The sequence below is a fragment of the Mesorhizobium sp. EU05-FHT14A09 genome (genome assembly GCF_058790995.1).
The window spans coordinates 366598-383402 of the sequence record NZ_JBYTDF010000003.1 but is presented as its reverse complement, the minus strand read 5'-3'; the positions used below and the strand labels follow the sequence as shown (position 1 = coordinate 383402).

General features: G+C 61.7%; 18 protein-coding genes. 6 read left to right on the top strand and 12 right to left on the bottom strand.

What is annotated here, in order from left to right; genetic code table 11:
* Positions 1-204: 204 nt before the first annotated feature.
* The 9 genes from tolB to rcdA all read right to left on the bottom strand — a co-directional run bounded on the left by tolB (position 205) and on the right by rcdA (position 7497).
* Positions 205-1485, bottom strand: a complete 1281-nt coding sequence (gene tolB, locus AC3WTO_RS13430; RefSeq protein ID WP_492461541.1) for a Tol-Pal system beta propeller repeat protein TolB — start codon at positions 1483-1485, stop codon at positions 205-207.
* Positions 1486-1558: 73 nt separating this feature from the next.
* The gene (locus AC3WTO_RS13425) at positions 1559-2710 is read right to left on the bottom strand and encodes a cell envelope integrity TolA family protein (protein WP_492461227.1); all 1152 of its coding nucleotides are present in this window, start codon (positions 2708-2710) and stop codon (positions 1559-1561) included.
* 2 nt (positions 2711-2712) lie between these two features.
* A complete protein-coding gene (tolR, locus tag AC3WTO_RS13420; RefSeq protein WP_492461226.1) occupies positions 2713-3171 on the bottom strand; it encodes a protein TolR in 459 nt (152 codons plus the stop codon).
* 12 nt (positions 3172-3183) lie between these two features.
* Entirely contained in the window at positions 3184-3897 is a 714-nt protein-coding gene (gene tolQ, locus AC3WTO_RS13415) for a protein TolQ (protein WP_492461225.1), read from the bottom strand.
* Between the two features lie 278 nt (positions 3898-4175).
* Positions 4176-4637, bottom strand: a complete 462-nt coding sequence (ybgC, locus tag AC3WTO_RS13410) for a tol-pal system-associated acyl-CoA thioesterase (protein WP_492461224.1) — start codon at positions 4635-4637, stop codon at positions 4176-4178.
* Between the two features lie 4 nt (positions 4638-4641).
* Positions 4642-5682, bottom strand: a complete 1041-nt coding sequence (ruvB, locus tag AC3WTO_RS13405) for a Holliday junction branch migration DNA helicase RuvB (RefSeq protein ID WP_492461223.1) — start codon at positions 5680-5682, stop codon at positions 4642-4644.
* 43 nt (positions 5683-5725) lie between these two features.
* Positions 5726-6346 carry a Holliday junction branch migration protein RuvA gene (gene ruvA / locus AC3WTO_RS13400; RefSeq protein ID WP_492461222.1) on the bottom strand — a complete coding sequence of 207 codons (621 nt, stop codon included), beginning with the start codon at positions 6344-6346 and terminating at the stop codon, positions 5726-5728.
* A gap of 13 nt (positions 6347-6359) precedes the next feature.
* A complete protein-coding gene (gene ruvC / locus AC3WTO_RS13395; RefSeq protein WP_492461221.1) occupies positions 6360-6866 on the bottom strand; it encodes a crossover junction endodeoxyribonuclease RuvC in 507 nt (168 codons plus the stop codon).
* A gap of 97 nt (positions 6867-6963) precedes the next feature.
* A complete protein-coding gene (gene rcdA, locus AC3WTO_RS13390) occupies positions 6964-7497 on the bottom strand; it encodes a protease adaptor protein RcdA (RefSeq protein ID WP_492461220.1) in 534 nt (177 codons plus the stop codon).
* A 534-nt stretch (positions 7498-8031) separates the two neighbouring features.
* On the opposite strand from rcdA, the gene AC3WTO_RS13385 reads away from it, so the two are divergent.
* Positions 8032-8409, top strand: coding sequence for a hypothetical protein (locus tag AC3WTO_RS13385; protein ID WP_492461219.1), 378 nt, complete (start codon positions 8032-8034; stop codon positions 8407-8409).
* A 111-nt stretch (positions 8410-8520) separates the two neighbouring features.
* Here the strand turns inward: AC3WTO_RS13385 and AC3WTO_RS13380 are convergent, their stop codons facing one another.
* The 3 genes from AC3WTO_RS13380 to AC3WTO_RS13370 form a co-directional block, all read right to left on the bottom strand.
* Positions 8521-10161, bottom strand: a complete 1641-nt coding sequence (locus AC3WTO_RS13380; RefSeq protein WP_492461218.1) for an acyl-CoA synthetase — start codon at positions 10159-10161, stop codon at positions 8521-8523.
* Positions 10162-10378: 217 nt separating this feature from the next.
* Complete coding sequence (locus AC3WTO_RS13375; protein WP_492461217.1) at positions 10379-11146, bottom strand: sulfite exporter TauE/SafE family protein; 768 nt, start codon at positions 11144-11146, stop codon at positions 10379-10381.
* A 186-nt stretch (positions 11147-11332) separates the two neighbouring features.
* Entirely contained in the window at positions 11333-12058 is a 726-nt protein-coding gene (locus AC3WTO_RS13370) for a class I SAM-dependent methyltransferase (protein ID WP_492461216.1), read from the bottom strand.
* Positions 12059-12335: 277 nt separating this feature from the next.
* Between AC3WTO_RS13370 and AC3WTO_RS13365 the strand changes: the two genes are divergently transcribed.
* The 5 genes from AC3WTO_RS13365 to AC3WTO_RS13345 all read left to right on the top strand — a co-directional run bounded on the left by AC3WTO_RS13365 (position 12336) and on the right by AC3WTO_RS13345 (position 16789).
* A complete protein-coding gene (locus tag AC3WTO_RS13365) occupies positions 12336-12794 on the top strand; it encodes a GNAT family N-acetyltransferase (RefSeq protein ID WP_492461215.1) in 459 nt (152 codons plus the stop codon).
* Positions 12795-12892: 98 nt separating this feature from the next.
* A complete protein-coding gene (locus AC3WTO_RS13360) occupies positions 12893-13540 on the top strand; it encodes a thiamine phosphate synthase (RefSeq protein ID WP_492461214.1) in 648 nt (215 codons plus the stop codon).
* Between the two features lie 206 nt (positions 13541-13746).
* Complete coding sequence (locus AC3WTO_RS13355) at positions 13747-14859, top strand: tetratricopeptide repeat protein (RefSeq protein WP_492461540.1); 1113 nt, start codon at positions 13747-13749, stop codon at positions 14857-14859.
* A 476-nt stretch (positions 14860-15335) separates the two neighbouring features.
* Positions 15336-15902, top strand: a complete 567-nt coding sequence (efp, locus tag AC3WTO_RS13350) for an elongation factor P (RefSeq protein ID WP_101935774.1) — start codon at positions 15336-15338, stop codon at positions 15900-15902.
* 86 nt (positions 15903-15988) lie between these two features.
* Entirely contained in the window at positions 15989-16789 is an 801-nt protein-coding gene (locus AC3WTO_RS13345; protein WP_492461213.1) for an inositol monophosphatase family protein, read from the top strand.
* The last annotated feature ends 16 nt before the right edge of the window (positions 16790-16805 follow it).

Genomic DNA, 16805 nt, shown 5'->3' with positions numbered 1-16805 from the left:
GCTTCCGGTTCGATGAACCACGACACCACGGCACGCTTGACGCTGCACTTTACTTGTCCGGGAAGCGTGACCAGCTTTGCCGTGGTTACACCGATCCTCGAACCATTCGGGTCGAGGCTCTAGCCTGAAATGCGGCCAAAACGCGACCGAGGCATGAAAAAGGGGCCGCGAGGCCCCTTTCCAAGCTATTTCAAGATCAATCGGTCACTCCAGAAGCGGCGACCAGGCTGGATCGGAGCCATAGCCCGAGGTCGGGATCGGCTGCTCGTTGCGGCCGGTCAGATCGATCGAATAGAGCTTCGGACCGCCGCCGCTTTCGCGGAAGAACATCAGAACACGACCGTTCGGCGCCCAGGTCGGGCCCTCCTGCTGGAAGCCGGTCGACAGGATGCGTTCGCCCGAACCGTCGGTCTTCATCACACCGATCTGGAACTGACCGCCGCCCTGCTTGGTGAACGCGATCAGGTCACCGCGCGGCGACCACACCGGCGTCGAATAGACGCCGTCACCGAAGGAGATGCGGTGCGGGTTGGAGCCGTCGGCGCCCATGACATAGATTTGCGAACGACCACTGCCGCCGCCGCGATCCGAGGTGAAGACGACCTGCGAACCGTCCGGCGAGTAGGACGGCGAGGTGTCGATCGCAGACGAGTCGGTAAGACGGGTCGTCGAGCGGCTTCTCAGATCGAGTGCATAGATGTTGGAATTGCCGTCATCACGCAGCAGACTCATGATCACCTTCTGGCCATCCGGCGAGAAGCGCGGCGCAAACGTCATGCCGGGGAAGTTGCCGACCAGTTCGCGCTGGCCGGTCTCCAGCTGCAGCAGGTACACCTTCGGCACGCCGCTTTCATAGGACATGTAGGTGATTTCCTGCCGGTTAGGCGAGAAACGCGGCGTCAGCACGATCGCGGCGCCGTTGGACAGGAAGCGCGCATTGGCGCCGTCCTGGTCCATGATGGCAAGCCGCTTCTTGCGTGCGTTCTTGGCGCCGGTCTCGTCGATATAGACGACACGGGTGTCGAAATAGCCCTTTTCGCCGGTCAGGCGCTCATAGATCGCGTCAGCGATGATATGGGCGACACGGCGCTGGTTGGCCGCGTTGGCGAAGAACTGCTCACCCGCCAGTTGCTGGCCGGCGAACGTATCCCACAGACGGTACTCGGCACGAATGCGGCCATCCGCCTCCTTGTTGACGCGGCCGGTCACCAGCGCCTGGGCGTTGATGACTTTCCAGTCCTCGAAACGCGGCGTCTGGTCAGGGTTCGATATCTTCTCGATGAAGGCGCCCTTGTCGATCGGTGCAAACAGGCCTGAACGCTTTAGGTCCGCAGCGACGATGCTGGATATTTCCTTGCCGAGATCGCCTGATGACTGGAAGTCGGTGATGGCGATCGGCATGGGTTCGACATTACCCTTCGTCACGTCGATTTCGAGAACGGCGTGCGCCGGTAGCGTTGCGAAACCGCTCATGCCGGTGGCCATCGCGCCGATCAGAAAGAGTGTCTTGAAAAGATGCTTCATCACGAATTCCTGTTTCATATCCAAGCGCTGGACATCACATGCCCATATCGCTCGGGTTGAAAGTGACTTGAATTTCGGACCAGATGTCCTGCTTGCCTGCTGGAAGTATCAGCCCCACCTGATCGGCTTTCTGGATTGCACGCACCGCACTTTCATCAAACGAACGGTTGCCGCTAGAGGTCTCAACCGTCGGACGACCTTCCAGTTTACCCGATTGATTCACGTTGAACCGGATAACCACAACCAGGCCGCCAGCGTCCTGCGCGCCCGCCGGAATGGTCCAATTGCCGCCGAGCTGATCTCGCAAAGCGCCCATTTCGCTGTTGCTCAGCTTCTGGCCGTTGGTCCTGTCGCCGCCGAGCGACGACTGCTGCGTGGATCGCTTGGCGCCACCACCGGAAGGCTTCTGCTTGTTGAGGAGAGCAGAAACCTTGTCGTTGAAAGCATCATCCTCGGATTTCTGACGCGAGGACGCCTCTTTCACCGGCTTTTCGGAATTCTTGCGATCCGGAGCCTTCGCGGTTTCGGCCTGAGCCTGCTCGGGGCGCGGCTTGGCCTCGGGCGCGGGTGCCGAATTGGGCAGCGCGACGGACTCCGTTGGCTCCGATGCAATCGCCTCCGCTACCGCGTCCGGCTTGGCCGGCTCAGGCTTGGCCTCGGCAGGCTTCTGCTCGGCTGGCTTTGGCGCTGGTGTGGGTTCCTTGACTGGCTCCGGCTTGGGTTCCGGCTGCTTGACCGGATCAGGCTTCACATCCTGCTTCGGCTGCTCGGCCGGCGCCACTTCCGTAGCCGGCGTCGGCTTCGGCTCTTCTTTTGGCTTCGGCGTGTCCTCTGGCTTGGGCTTTTCGGTCGGCGTCGGCGCCTTTGGAGCGGACTCCGTGTTCTCGACCGGCTTTGGCTTCGGCGTTGGTGTCACCGGATTGTCGGTATCGACGCTGTTTTCACCGACCTTCTGAGCATTGGCAACCACATCGGGCCGCTCGGTCGGTTTTGGCGCCGGCTTGTCACGCATGGTCGACTTCTTGTCGCCCTGCACCGACTGCGCAACGTCTTCCACCGGGACGATGTCCACGGGGAACGACTCGACGTCCATGGGCTGGAACGCAGGCGGAGCCCTGAGCGTGAACAGGCCGAAGCCGATCACGGCAGCATGCAGGATCACCGATGTGGTGAGACCGGCCCTCAAGGTTATTTGTCCTGTTCCTGCAGCGTGACCAGACCGAGGTTCTTGTAACCGGCGGCCGAGACACGGGCCATGACCTTCATGACCGTGCCGTAGTCGGCGGCCTTGTCGCCGCGAATGAAGATGCGCTCCTCATAGCCGGTCTTGGCGATGGCCTCGAGTTTCGGCACGACCTCTTCGAGCGGGATCGCGGTTTCCTGCAAATGGATTTCGCCGGCCTGGTTCACCGAAATGGTGATCGGCTGGGTTTCCGCATTCATCTCCTTGGCGGCGGTTTTCGGCAGGTCGATCGGCACGCCGACCGTCATCAGAGGCGCCGCCACCATGAAGATGATAAGCAGCACCAGCATGACGTCGACGAAAGGCGTGACGTTGATTTCCGACATCAGGCCGTGATGGCGGCCGCGCCGCCTGTGGCCGCGGCTGCCGCGTCCCGAACCGCCTGAACTGACTGACATTCCCATCGTCGTGGTTCCTCAGGCGGCCTTCTGGGCCACTTTCTCATCGATTTGGCGCGACAGTATGGCGGAGAACTCGTCGGCGAAGCCTTCCATGCGCACCGCGATCTTGCCGGCGTCCGACGACAGCTTGTTGTAGGCGATGACGGCAGGAATGGCGGCAAGCAGGCCGATGGCGGTCGCCAGCAATGCTTCCGCGATACCGGGCGCCACAACGGCAAGGTTGGTCGACTTCGAACCGGCAATAGCCTGGAACGAGGTCATGATGCCGACCACGGTGCCAAAAAGGCCAATGAAGGGGGCTGCCGAACCGATGGTGGCAAGGAAGCCGAGACGGCCTTCAAGGCGTTCCATTTCGCGCGTCAGCGCCAGATCCATCGCCTTGTCGATGCGGGTCTGCAGCGCGAGCGGCGACTTGGCGCCCTTCTCGAAGCTCTTCTTCCATTCGCGCATGGCCGCCACGAAGATGGCGCCCATGCCGACGGTCTTGCGCTCGGCAAGGTTGCGGTAGAGCTCTTCCAGCGACTGACCCGACCAGAACACCTGCTCGAAGCGATTGAGCGCGACACGCAGGCGCGCATAGGAAATCAGCTTGTCGACGACGATGGCCCAGGTCCAGATCGAAGCGCCGATGAGACCCAGCATGACCAGCTTGACCACCCAGCCGGCCTGCATGAACAAGCCCCAAATCGACAATTGCGCGCCCGGATCGGCGAGTGCGATGTTTTCCATGGTTCGTTCCTTAAGAATTCCCGGGCCCGGCTCGCCGCTAGCCCCTGGCGCTCTACCCCTTGTGGTCCGTTCGCGCGAAGCTTCCGGAAATGCCCAAAAGGCGCCTTTCGCGGCCTTTTCACGACAAATATTGGTAAAACGAAGGCACGAACGCCTCCAAACTTCACCAATGTCTTCATGAACCGTTATGGTTAAGGAGAGGTTAGGGACAGCAATCGTTGTGCGGCGCAGCATGCCAACCGCAAAAACATCGGGTCACAATGGAGTGAAGATGTCGCCTAGCGGCCCTTCGGCATGAAGGCCGCCACCCATTCCTTCGGAAAACGGCGCGGACGGCCGTTCTCACCGATGATCGCCGCCTCCACCCTGGCGTCGACCAGCACGTCCGCATCGCGCTTGAGTTGCTGCACCATGGAGATGCGGGCGCCGGAAATGTCTTCCGCGCGGGTATCGACCGTCAGGATGTCGTCGATGCGGGCCGGAGAACGGAAGTCGATTTCCATGCGGCGAACCACCCAGACGATCTTCTCGCCATGCTTGCCTTCGGCAAGTTCGGTGTGGTGGACGCCGGCCAGCCGCAGGAAATCCGAGCGGCCGCGCTCCAGGAACTCCAGATAGCGGGCATGATAGACAACGCCGGAGAAATCGGTGTCGGCATAATACACGCGCGCCATCAGCCGATGACCGAATTCGGTCAGGGCACCGGAAATGCCGCCGAGCAGATCATCCGCGCCGGACATGGGATCAGTCCCCTTCCTGGAAGAGATTGATCTGCTGCTGGGCGAGATCCCTCGGTATTTCCAGGCCGAGATGTTTCCAGGCGTTGGCCGTCAGCACGCGCCCGCGTGGTGTGCGCTGGATGAAGCCTTGCTGGATCAGGTAAGGCTCGATGATGTCCTCGATCGCATCGCGCGGTTCCGAAAGGCCCGCCGCGATCGTTTCGATGCCGACTGGCCCGCCGCCGAAATTCATGGCGATCATGGATAGATAGCGCCGGTCGAGCTGATCGAGCCCAAGCGCATCGACTTCCAGCCGCGACAACGCTTCGTCGGCGACCTTGCGCGATACCGTCTCGGCGCCGGCGACGGACGCGAAGTCGCGTACACGACGCAGCAACCGGCCGGCGATACGCGGTGTGCCGCGGGCGCGACGCGCGATCTCCACCGCGCCGTCGTCGGCGATTGGCATGCTGAGGATGCGGGCACCGCGCCGCACGATCAGCTCCAGTTCCTCGACCGTGTAGAAATTCAGCCGCACCGGGATGCCGAAACGGTCGCGCAATGGATTGGTGATGAGGCCGAGCCGTGTCGTGGCGGCCACCAGCGTGAAGCGGGCGAGGTCGATCTTGACCGAACGCGCCGCCGGCCCTTCGCCGATGATCAGGTCGAGCTGGAAATCCTCCATCGCCGGGTAGAGGATTTCCTCCACCGCCGGGCTCAGCCGATGGATCTCGTCGATGAAGAGGACGTCGCGATCTTCCAGATTGGTCAACAGAGCCGCGAGGTCGCCGGCCTTGGCGATGACCGGGCCCGAAGTAGAGCGGAAATTGACGCCCATCTCGCGCGCCATGATCTGCGCCAGCGTGGTCTTGCCCAATCCGGGCGGACCAACGAACAGGACGTGGTCGAGCGCGTCACCACGCCCCTTGGCGGCCTCGATGAAGACCTTCAGGTTCGCGCGCGCCGCCGCCTGGCCGACAAAATCGTCCAGATTCTGCGGGCGCAGCGTCTGATCTGCGTCCTCACCACGCTTTTCGGAAGAAATGAGACGGGGGTCGGTATTCATGCCCCTCTCCTCGCACGGCAGAGAGGGGCGAACAAGCTGCGTGTCACCGCGCCAGTTCCTTCAGCCCGAGCCGGATCAGCTTGGCGGAATCGGCGCCGTCGCCGCCGTTCTTCAAGGCTGCAGCCACGGCATTGGCCGCGATATCACGCGAGTAGCCAAGATTGGTCAGCGCGGAAACCGCATCGGCAACTGGCGCCGCCGCCACGCCCTCGCCCAGTTCCTGCTTCAGCCCGATCGTGCCCGAAGCCTCGCCAGCATAAGCCGGCGCCTTGGCCTTCAACTCGGTGACGATGCGCTCGGCCACTTTCTTGCCGACGCCCGGCGCGCGCGAAACCATGGCGATGTCGCGCAGCGCGATAGCATTGGCCAGGTCCGATGGAGACAATGTCGAGAGGATAGCCAGCGCCACCTTGGCGCCAACCCCCTGGACATTGTTCATCAACAGGCGAAACCACTCACGCTCCAGCGCGGTCTGGAAACCGTAGAGACGGATCATATCCTCGCGCACATAGGTTTCGATGTGCAGCACCACCGCTTCCCCAGGCCCCGGCAAGGCCGACAGCGTGCGCGCGGAGCAATAGGCGACATAACCGACACCGTGCACGTCGACGAGGCAATGATCCTCTTCGATTTCGTCCACCGTGCCTTTCAACTTGCCGATCATCGAAATTGCCCCGTCATGCCACCGCCAAACGATAGGCGATGCTCTGCCGATGATGCGCATGACAGATGGCGATCGCCAGGGCATCGGCGGCATCGTCGGTGTCGAAGGCGGCTTTCGGCAGCAGCACTTTCACCATCATATGGATCTGTTTCTTGTCGCCGTGACCAACCCCGATCACGGCCTTCTTGACGGCGTTGGGCGCATATTCGGCCACCGGCAGGCCGGCTCGGGCCGGCACCAGCATGGCGATGCCTCGCGCCTGGCCGAGTTTGAGCGTCGCCGATGCATCCTTGTTGACGAATGTCTGCTCCACGGCGGCTTCCTGCGGCATCAGTTGATGCAGCACGTCTGCCAGCCCGTCATGCAACTGGCACAAGCGCGACGCCAGCGCCGCCTTGTCGTCGGAACGCACGGTACCGGCCGCGACGAAGCGCAACGAATTCCCCAGGCTCTCGACGATGCCCCAGCCGGTGCGCCTGAGCCCGGGATCGATACCGATGATGCGAATCGTTTCCGCCATGCGCGAAGTCTACCTTTCGCGCACAGCGATGCCAGCAAAATGTGAACAAACCAGAAACAACCATCCGGTGATGGATGCTTCGTGGGAAAGCGTCCGCTCAGCCGCCAGCGAAGGCCGTCTTGAGAAGCGTGATCTGGTCGGAAACCGGATTCGAACGGCGGTTGGCTGGTTGCGCATGAAGCGTGCCGCCATTGCCGTAGATTTCATCGTCCATGCGTCGCACCAGCGACTGCAGGCGCAGCGACCGGTTGACGAGATCGAGGAAGTCGTCCGGCAGCTCGCTCCAGCCGGCTGCCTCGCTGTGAGCGGAAGCCGTATCCAGCCGCACCTTGGATTTTTCCGAGGCGACCTGATCGCGCGTCATCTCACCCGAATTGGCGGCGCGCTGCAGAAGCAGCCAGGAGGCGATCTGCATCAGCCGTGTCGTCAAGCGCATCGATTCTGCGGCATAGAGGGTAGCGGCCAACCGCGACAGCTTTTTGGCTTCGAGGCGGCCCTTCCCGTCCAGATACTCGGCCGTGCGTTCAACCAGCCCCATGCCTTCGTCATAGAGCGGCTTGAACGACTGCGAAAAAACCCTTCGCTCGGCCAGCTTGATCGTGTTCGCGCTTTCCTTGGAAGGCTCGCTCATTTCCCGTTCCGTATTCGCATTCTTTCGGCCGAATCGACGTCATGCCGTTCGGTATCCAAGCCTATAAGACAGTGGCTAAGAAAATGCGCCGGGACTTCGCGCAAGGCAAGCACATGTTTAACAAACGGTTAACGGCGACTTCGAAGCGGTCGATGTATGGCATGCGCCAGACAAAAAAAGAGCCGCGATGAGGCGGCTCTCAGGAGTTTAACAGGGAGGCGTCAAACAAAGTGGCTCCAACCACTCGGTAAGAATCCAGATCACTGGATGCACATAGTAAACGCTCGTAAAGCTTAATGAACCCTTAACGGAGGCGGAAATTTTTTAAGCGACCCGGCCAAGTTGTGCCGTATCAGCACAGTCACCGACCCCCACCAGAGTGAAACGGCTCACTCTCGTTTTTCCTCTTCCTGCGCTATTCTGCCCTGGCAACCGGCTGGAGCACCACTCTCGCGCAGAACGGGACGAATGCTGCCGCCGCAAACGTTTGTCCTCTCGTCCGCGACAGGGCGAACCAAACCGGGGGAACAATCCATGCAAGGCGTATCTCGAAACTTCTTTGCGCTCGCCATCATCTACGCGCTGTGCGGCATGGCACTGGGCCTGCATATGGCGATCACACAGGATCACACCGAAATGCCGGTCCATGCGCACGCGCTGGTCGCCGGCTGGCTGACATCCGCGGTCTTCGCCATTTTCTACCATCTGTTTCCGGCAGCTCGTGAAACCTGGCTGGCCACGATCCATTTCTGGCTGACGGCCCTCAGCGGCATCGGCCTGCTGGTAACGCTCTATATCTTCCTGGCGGGGAACACAGCCATCGAACCGGTGGTCGGCATCTGCTCGATCCTGTTCTTTGCAGCAATGCTGCTGTTTGCTGTCATCGCCCTGCCGGTCCTGCGCAAGGCCTGATGCTAGAGCACCCCGCGCCCTTCCGGACACGCCAAGGACGCTCTAACATCTTGGTTTGCGCAATTCAGATGTGCAGCGTGCCGGGAACGTTCACCATCGCCAGGGCCGGCATCAGCCAGCCTTGGCCATCTCGCGCAGCCGGAACTTCTGGATTTTTCCCGTCGAAGTCTTCGGGATCTCGTGGAAGATGATGGCTTTCGGTACCTTGAAGCGGGCGAGCAGCCCGCGGCAATGCTCGATGATTTCGGTCTCCGTAGCTGACCTGCCGGGCTTCAGCTCGACATAGGCCACCGGCACTTCACCCCATTTGTCATCGGCACGCGCGACCACGCCGCAGGACGCCACAGCCGGGTGCTTGTAGAGCGCATCCTCCACCTCGATCGATGAGATATTCTCGCCGCCCGAAATGATGATGTCCTTGGACCGATCCTTGAGCTGGATGTAGCCGTCGGGATGCATCACGCCGAGGTCACCCGAATGGAACCAGCCGCCAGCGAACGCTTCATCCGTCGCTTTAGGGTTTTTCAGGTATCCCTTCATGACGATGTTGCCGCGGAACATCACCTCGCCGATGGTCTCGCCGTCGGCCGGTATCTTTTCCATCGTGGCCGGGTCCATCACCGTCAGGCCTTCCAGCGCGGCGTAACGTACACCTTGGCGCGCCTTCTTGGCGGTGCGCTTGCCCTTGTCCAGCGCATCCCATTCGCCATGCCATTCGTTGACGACGGCAGGTCCATAGGTTTCGGTCAGGCCGTAGAGATGCGTGACGGAGAAACCCGCGTCCGCCATGCCCGACAGCACCGCTTCAGGTGGTGGAGCCGCCGCGGTGTTGAAGGTGACGGCCTGCGAAAACTCGCGCTTGTCCTCATCGGCAGCGTTGATCAGCGTCGCCATGACAACGGGCGCACCGCAGAGGTGGGTGACGCCATGATCGGCAATGGCATCGTACATGCCTTTCGCCCGCACCCAGCGCAGGCAGACATGTGTTCCCGCCTGCACCGCCAGCGTCCAGGGGAAGCACCAGCCATTGCAGTGGAACATCGGCAGCGTCCACAGATAGACGGCGTGCTTGCCCATGCCGGCGTGGATGGTGTTGGTGTAGGCCATCAGGGCGGCTCCACGATGATGGTAGACGACACCCTTGGGATTGCCGGTGGTACCGGATGTGTAGTTCAGCGAAATCGCGTCCCATTCGTCGTCGGGCATTGCCCAGGCAAAATCCGGCGCACCGCTCGCGACGAATTCATCGTAGTCCCGCGAACCGATACGTTCCCCTTTCGGATAAGGCGCATCCGCCGCGTAGTCCGGATCGTCATAGTCGATGACCAGCGGCTTGACCTTGGCCAGCGCGAGTGCCTCCTTCATTACACCGGAAAACTCGCGGTCGACGATCAACACCTTGGTCTCGGCATGGTCGAGCTGGAAGGCGATAACGGCAGCGTCGAGGCGCGTGTTGAGCGAGTGCAGCACCGCTTTCACCATCGGCACGCCGAAATGCGCCTCCAGCATCGGCGGCGTGTTGGAGAGCATAGCTGTCACGGTATCGCCCTTGCCGATACCCTCTCTGGCCAGAGCGGATGCCAGCTGCAGTGAACGGCGCCAGAAATCCCGGTAGGTGATGCGCTGGCGGCCATGGACGATGGCGACATGGTCGGGATAGGTCTTGGCCGCCCGCTCCAGGAAAGACAGCGGGGTCAACGGTTGGTGATTGGCCGGATTCTTGTCGAGATCCAGCGCATAAGGGTTCGTCATCCCGCCCTCCGAAACGATACCGGTACTTGTAGAGCGTTTCCCGTTTTTAACGGAAACGCGGAAACGCTCTACCTTTTGTCTTCACACAATTCCGGACGGAAAACCGCTACGCACTTTTCCTGGAATTGCTTAGAACATGATCCCGCAAAAGTTGCAGACTTTTCGGACAAAGATCACGTGGCAAATAAGAACCACAGTGGGATTGCGTCGTCATCCTCTACACAAGGCTGACGATGCCGTCCCACAACAGCTTGGCCGCCACCAACGCAATCGTGGCGTAGGTGAACGGGTAGAACACCTCCGGCCGCATCCGCCGCACCAGCCAGGCGCCGGCCAGGGTCGACAGCGGTGCGAACGGCATGAGGACAGCAGACGCGGCGAGATTGGCCGAGTCGAACTGGCCAAGCGCGAAATAGGGAATGAGCTTGATGGCATTGACGATGGCGAAGAACACCACGCCGGTCGCCGTCAGCACTTTCGGGTCCATCCGCAGCGGCATCGTATAGACCTGGAACGGCGGCCCGCCGACATGGGCGACAAAGCTGGTGAACCCGGCAATCGTGCCCCAGAAGGCGGCCAACGGCCTGTTCGGCTTCGACATGTGGGAGCTGCCGTGCCGGTAAGTGACATAGAGCCAGCGCCCGACAAAGGCGATGGTGACGGCGCCTACGATGAAGCGCACCATATCCGCCGTCACGAATGCCGCCGTGGCCCAGCCAATACCGATGCCGACGAGTGCCCCGGGCAACATGTCGACGAGGGTTGCCCTGTCGTGCTGGCCACGCCAGGTCCACAGCGAGACAACATCCATCACCACCAGAATGGGCAGCAGGATCGCCGCCGCCTGCACCGGCGACATCGCCAGCGCCATCAGCGGCACGCCGATCAGGCCAAAGCCGCCGACCCCGCCCTTGGTGAGCCCCACCAGGATGACCGCGGGCACGGCGACGGCGTAGAACCAGGGGTCGTTGAGCAGAGCTGACATGCCGGGGAGGAAGTGTCTGAGGATATGCTGTCTCTACCTAGAGCGTTTCCGTTTTTACGGAAACGCGGAAACGCTCTAAGTTTTGTTTTCGCCGCATTATTGTAACGCCAAGTGATCCCACTTGGCTACAAAATGCTCCGGCGCATCGGCCCGGGAATCGAAACGCTTTTCAGATCACCCGGCGCGTCAGCGACGTGCCGACACCAGCAGGAACATCGGCCGCTCCAGCTCTTCCGCCAATTCCGGTCGTGCGACGATCTGTTCGGCGGACGGGCAGAACTCCTCGAGATGCGTGATATCAAAACCTGTGGCGATCAAGGCATTCAGCGTTGTGCCGATGGTGCGATGATATTTGACGACACCTTTGGCGAGCCAGTCAGTGGTGCGCTGCCCTTCGATGAAATAGCGGTCGACAGGCCACGTCTTCCTGCCTTCGGCGTTTAAAGACCAGCCGGGGTTCGACGGCGCCATCAGCACAGGATGTTCCGTTGAAAACACCAAGGCGCCGCCCGGCGCCAAGGCGCGATGGACTGTTTTGAACAACCGGCCGACATCCTGAACATAGTGCAATGCCAGCGACGAATAGGCGACGTCATAGGCCGCAGCCGGCAGATCCAGTTCTTCAAGATCCGCGCGCCGGTATTCGATCGTAGTGTCCGAGGTCGCAACGGCGCGCTCGAGCATCTTCTCCGAAACATCCAACCCCAGGACACCTGCCGCGCCCTGTTCGTGCGCCCAGCGGCAGAACCAGCCGAAACCGCAGCCAAGATCGACGACGTGGCGATCTCGAATTTCAGGCAGCATCGCCCGCAATGCCGGCCATTCCGGAGCACCGGCCAATCCATCCCTGGAGCGGACGAGGTCGCTGTATCCGGCGAAGAACTCCGGCCGGTCATAGATATTCTGCGCCATGATGATTGCCTTTCGCGGCGACCATAGAGTGTTTCCGTTTTTCACGGAAACGCGGAAACGCTCCAGGTTTTTGTTTTCAGCGCATTTTTGTAACGCCAAGCGATCCCATTTGGCGACAAAATGCTCTAGGCACATCGCATGCCTGTGCCAACGACAAAGGTCGACACGGATACGCTTGCCCATAGGCAATTCCGGACGGAAAACCGGCAGGCTTTCCGGGAATTGCACACAGGGGTTGCGGCTATCGCATGCAGAACTTCGGAGACGACACCCCCTTATGGTCGAGATTGCCTTTCACCGCGCCGAACGCAACGACATTGCAGCCATCGTGGCCATGCTCGCCGACGACATGCTGGGCAGCAATCGCGAGGATACGCGCGAACCCTTGGCCGAAGGCTATCTGAGGGCATTCGAAGCGATCGACATCGACCCGAACCAGTTGCTCGCTGTCATGACCGAAGCCGATCGCGTGGTCGGTACGCTGCAACTGACCTTCATCCCCGGGCTTTCCCGCACGGGCGCGCTGAGGGGCCAGATCGAAGCGGTGCGTGTGATCCGGGATCGGCAGAGCGCAGGCCTTGGCCAGAAGATGATCGAATGGGCTGTCGCCCAATGCCGTGAGCGCGGCTGCATCATCGTGCAGCTCACCACCGATCGCAGCCGCCACGATGCCCATCGTTTCTACGAACGGCTGGGCTTCAAGCAGACCCATCTGGGCTACAAGATCGACCTTTGACGGCTGCCTGTCTGCGCCTGTTCAAGACCACCGCATTCGTCTATGCCGCAATCCAACCATCTTCGCCTCGCATAGGCGAACCCGGAAACAGATAAGCCATGACCGAAACCACACCACCCGACCGTTGCCGCATCGTGCTCATAGCGCAAGCCGGCACCCCCGCAGAACGTGTTGTCGCCGCTTTCGCCGGCGGTGATATTGCGTCGCTGATCCTGCCCCAGGACGATCGTGACGAGGACAGCTTCCAGGCTTATGCGGAAAAGATCGTTCCCGCGGCACAGGCCGCCGGCATCGCCGTCGTGATTGCCGGCGATAGCCGCGTCGCCGGGCGGGTCAAGGCCGATGGCCTTCATATCGAAGCCGGCAAGGCGGAACTGGCCGATGCTGTCGAGCGCCTGCAGAACCGCATGATGGTGGGCGTCGGTGGCGCCAAGACACGCGACGATGCGCTGGAACTCGGCGAGGAACGCCCGGACTATATCTTCTTCGGCCGCTTCGGCTTCGACAACAAGCCGGAGCCGCACCCGCGCAACCTCTCCCTCGGCCAATGGTGGGCCGAAATGATCGAAATCCCCTGCATCGTCATGGCTGGCTCCGACGTCGCCTCGGTTGAAGCCGTGGCTGCGACCGGAGCGGAGTTCGTCGCTTTGTCTGCAGCCGTTTTCGCAGAAGGCGCCGACCCCGCCGGCGTGATCGCCAAGGCGAACGCCCTGCTCGACGCAGCAGCACCGCGCTTCGAGGATTGACGATGCGCCTGCGCCTGATCCTTGCCGGCATTTTTGCTTTCGGCCTGGCCGCTTCGCAAGTGCAAGCCGAGACCGTCGAGGCGCCAAAGCAGGCGCAGCCTCGCGCGCAGGAAACGACCAAACCGGAGACGGGGAGCGGGGCGTCAAAGCCGGAAGTTGCCAAACCGGAAGCAGGAACTCCTTCGACCGTTGCTCCTACGCCAGCAATCGCTCCCGCAGGTCCGGCAGCCGAAAAACCATCCGCCATTCCCGCGCAATCGGCATCGCCACAACCATCGGCGGGCACGCCGGCTCAGCCGGGAGCGGAAACACCCAAGGCGCCTGAGGCGGCTGTTCCAGCCGAAGCGACGCCGCCGCAATTGCCACAGCCGATCTCCTTGCCGGATTCATCGGCGACCGCGAAGAAAGGCGATCGCCCGATCGCCAACCCGCTGCCGCAGCCCGCGACAACGACGGAGCCAACCAACATCGACCCTGCCCGTTTCGGCGGAAGGGCGCCGGATGCCGCATACGGCGCCTATCAGCGTGGTCTCTACAAGACGGCCTACAATCTGGCGCTTGAGCGGGCCAACAAAGGCGACGCGCCGGCTCAGACACTGGTGGCTGAAATCCTGGCGCGAGGGCTGGGCATGCCAGCCAACGCCGCCGAAGCCGCCAAATGGTACCAGCGCGCCGCGGAACAGGGCATACCGGAAGCGCAGTTCCAATACGCGCTGATCCTGATCGATGGACGCCAGGTCAAGAAGGACGAAAAGAAGGCCCAGGTCCTGCTGCAAGCCGCGGCCGAAGCCGGCAATCCGCTGGCGCAGTTCAATCTCGCGCAACTGCTGATACAGCAGGATCCAGGCGATGCGGGTCTGGCGCGCGCCGTCCTCTATTATCAGAAGGCGGCCGAAGCCGGCCTGGCCGATGCCCAATACGCAATGGCGCAGATCTATGCCAACGGTGCTGGCGGCAAGACCAAGGACGACATCGAAGCCAGAAAGCTTCTGGTGCTGGCCGCGCAGCAAAACTACGACACCGCCCAACTCGATCTCGGCCAGTGGTTGATCGACGGACGCGGCGGCAAGCGCGACCTCAAATCCGGTTTCAACTGGACCAAACGCGCCGCAGAAGGCGGTAACGTCGCTGCCCAGAACAGGCTGGCAAGACTCTATGAGGGCGGCATCGGCGTCGACGGCGATCTGGTCACCGCCGCGGCATGGTTCATCGTCGCGCGCCGGGCCGGCCTTGCCGATCCCCAGATGGACGACTTCATGCAAGGTCTGGACGAAGAACAGACCAAACAGGCGCTGCAAAAAGCCAACCGGCTGCCTTAGAGCGTTCCGTTTTTCACGGAAACGCGGAACGTTCTAAGTTTCTGTTTTCGCCGCATTTTTGTGACGTCAAGTAATTCCACTTGGCTACAAAATGCTCTAGCCCGCATTTCTCACGCTCCATGCGGTCTGCATTGCTCTTTGGACGAGGTGGATACGGCGTCGAGGGGCGAAAAGCGTATAGAGACATACGGTTGAACCACTCGACGCCGCAGACGCCCGCCGAAAGGCAACCCGGAAGGCCGGTTGAAGAAGCCGACAGAGTGCGTCTCCGTGCTTGCGCGATGCCCCGCATCGCGGCTGCGCACGGCTCCTGCCCTGTCGGTTTCTTGAACCGGCGCAGGCCGCATCGAGTGTGAGAAATGCGGGCTAGACAGGCAGGCATTTTGCCGCCTCTCTTGCCTCTTTCAGCAAATTATGGTCTTGGAGGCGCCGAAATCGCCGTCTCGGCGCACCTCTCTTTCCGGATCAAATCAACCATGGCCAAGATCAACGGCAACGAAATCCGTCCCGGCAACGTCATCGAGCACGACGGTGGCCTCTGGGTGGCGGTGAAGACCAATGCGGTGAAGCCCGGCAAGGGCGGCGCCTACAACCAGGTCGAACTCAAGAACCTCATCAACGGCACCAAGCTCAACGAGCGTTTCCGTGCCGCCGAGACGGTTGAAAAGGTGCGTCTGGAGCAGAAGGACTTCTCCTTCCTCTACGAACAGGACGAAATGCTGGTGTTCATGGACACCGAAAGCTACGAGCAGCTCGAGCTGCAGAAGGATTTCGTCGGCGACCGCGCGGCCTTCCTGCAGGACGGCATGACCGTCACCGTGGAACTCTACGAAGAAAAGCCGATCGGCATCGCGCTGCCGGACCAGGTCACCTTGACCATCACCGAGGCAGACCCGGTCGTGAAGGGCCAGACGGCGGCTTCGTCCTACAAGCCGGCAGTGCTCGAGAACGGCGTCCGCGTCTTGGTGCCGCCATTCATCTCGTCGGGCGAGCGCATCATCGTCGACACCAACGAAATCACCTACGTTCGCCGCGCGGACTGATATCCAGGGCCGGCAGCCCAGCCGGCTGCTTGCATTTGAGGTCAGGCCAGCTCCCGTTGGCCCCCGCACACCAAGGACTATCCAGCATGGCGCGTTCCGCCCTTCTCAATGTCATGGTACAGGCCGCGATGAAGGCGGGCCGCTCGCTGTCGCGCGACTTCGGCGAGGTGCAGAACCTGCAGGTCTCAATGAAGGGACCAGGCGACTATGTCAGCCAGGCCGACCGCAAGGCCGAGGACATCATCTTTACCGAACTGTCCAAGGCGCGGCCGGGCTACGCTTTCTTGATGGAGGAGCGCGGCACGGTCGGCGGCGATGACGACCAGCACCGCTGGATCGTCGACCCGCTCGACGGAACCACCAACTTCCTGCACGGCATTCCGATCTTCTCGGTCTCGATCGCGCTCGAACGCCAGGGACAGATCGTCGCCGGCGTCATCTACAATCCGGCCATGGACGAACTTTACACGGCGGAGCGTGGCGGCGGCGCCTTCATGAACGACCGCCGGCTGCGCGTCGCTGCGCGCAACAAGCTGTCCGACACCGTCATCGGTTGCGGCGTGCCGCATCTCGGCCGCGGGCATCACGGCAATTTCCTCATCGAGCTGCGCAATGTCATGGCCGAGGTCTCCGGCATTCGCCGCCTCGGCTCGGCAGCACTTGATCTCGCCTATGTCGCAGCGGGCCGTATGGACGGCTATTGGGAAGACAAGCTGTCGCCCTGGGATATCGCTGCCGGTATCCTTATGGTGCGCGAAGCGGGCGGTTATGTCTCCGATCCGGATGGCGGCCAGGGCATGCTGGAAAGCGGCAGCCTCGTCGCCGGCAACGAGGCGATCCACCGCGCCTTGCTTGCGACGCTGAAGAAGCCGATCGCCCCACGCTGACACGCCACGCGTCGGC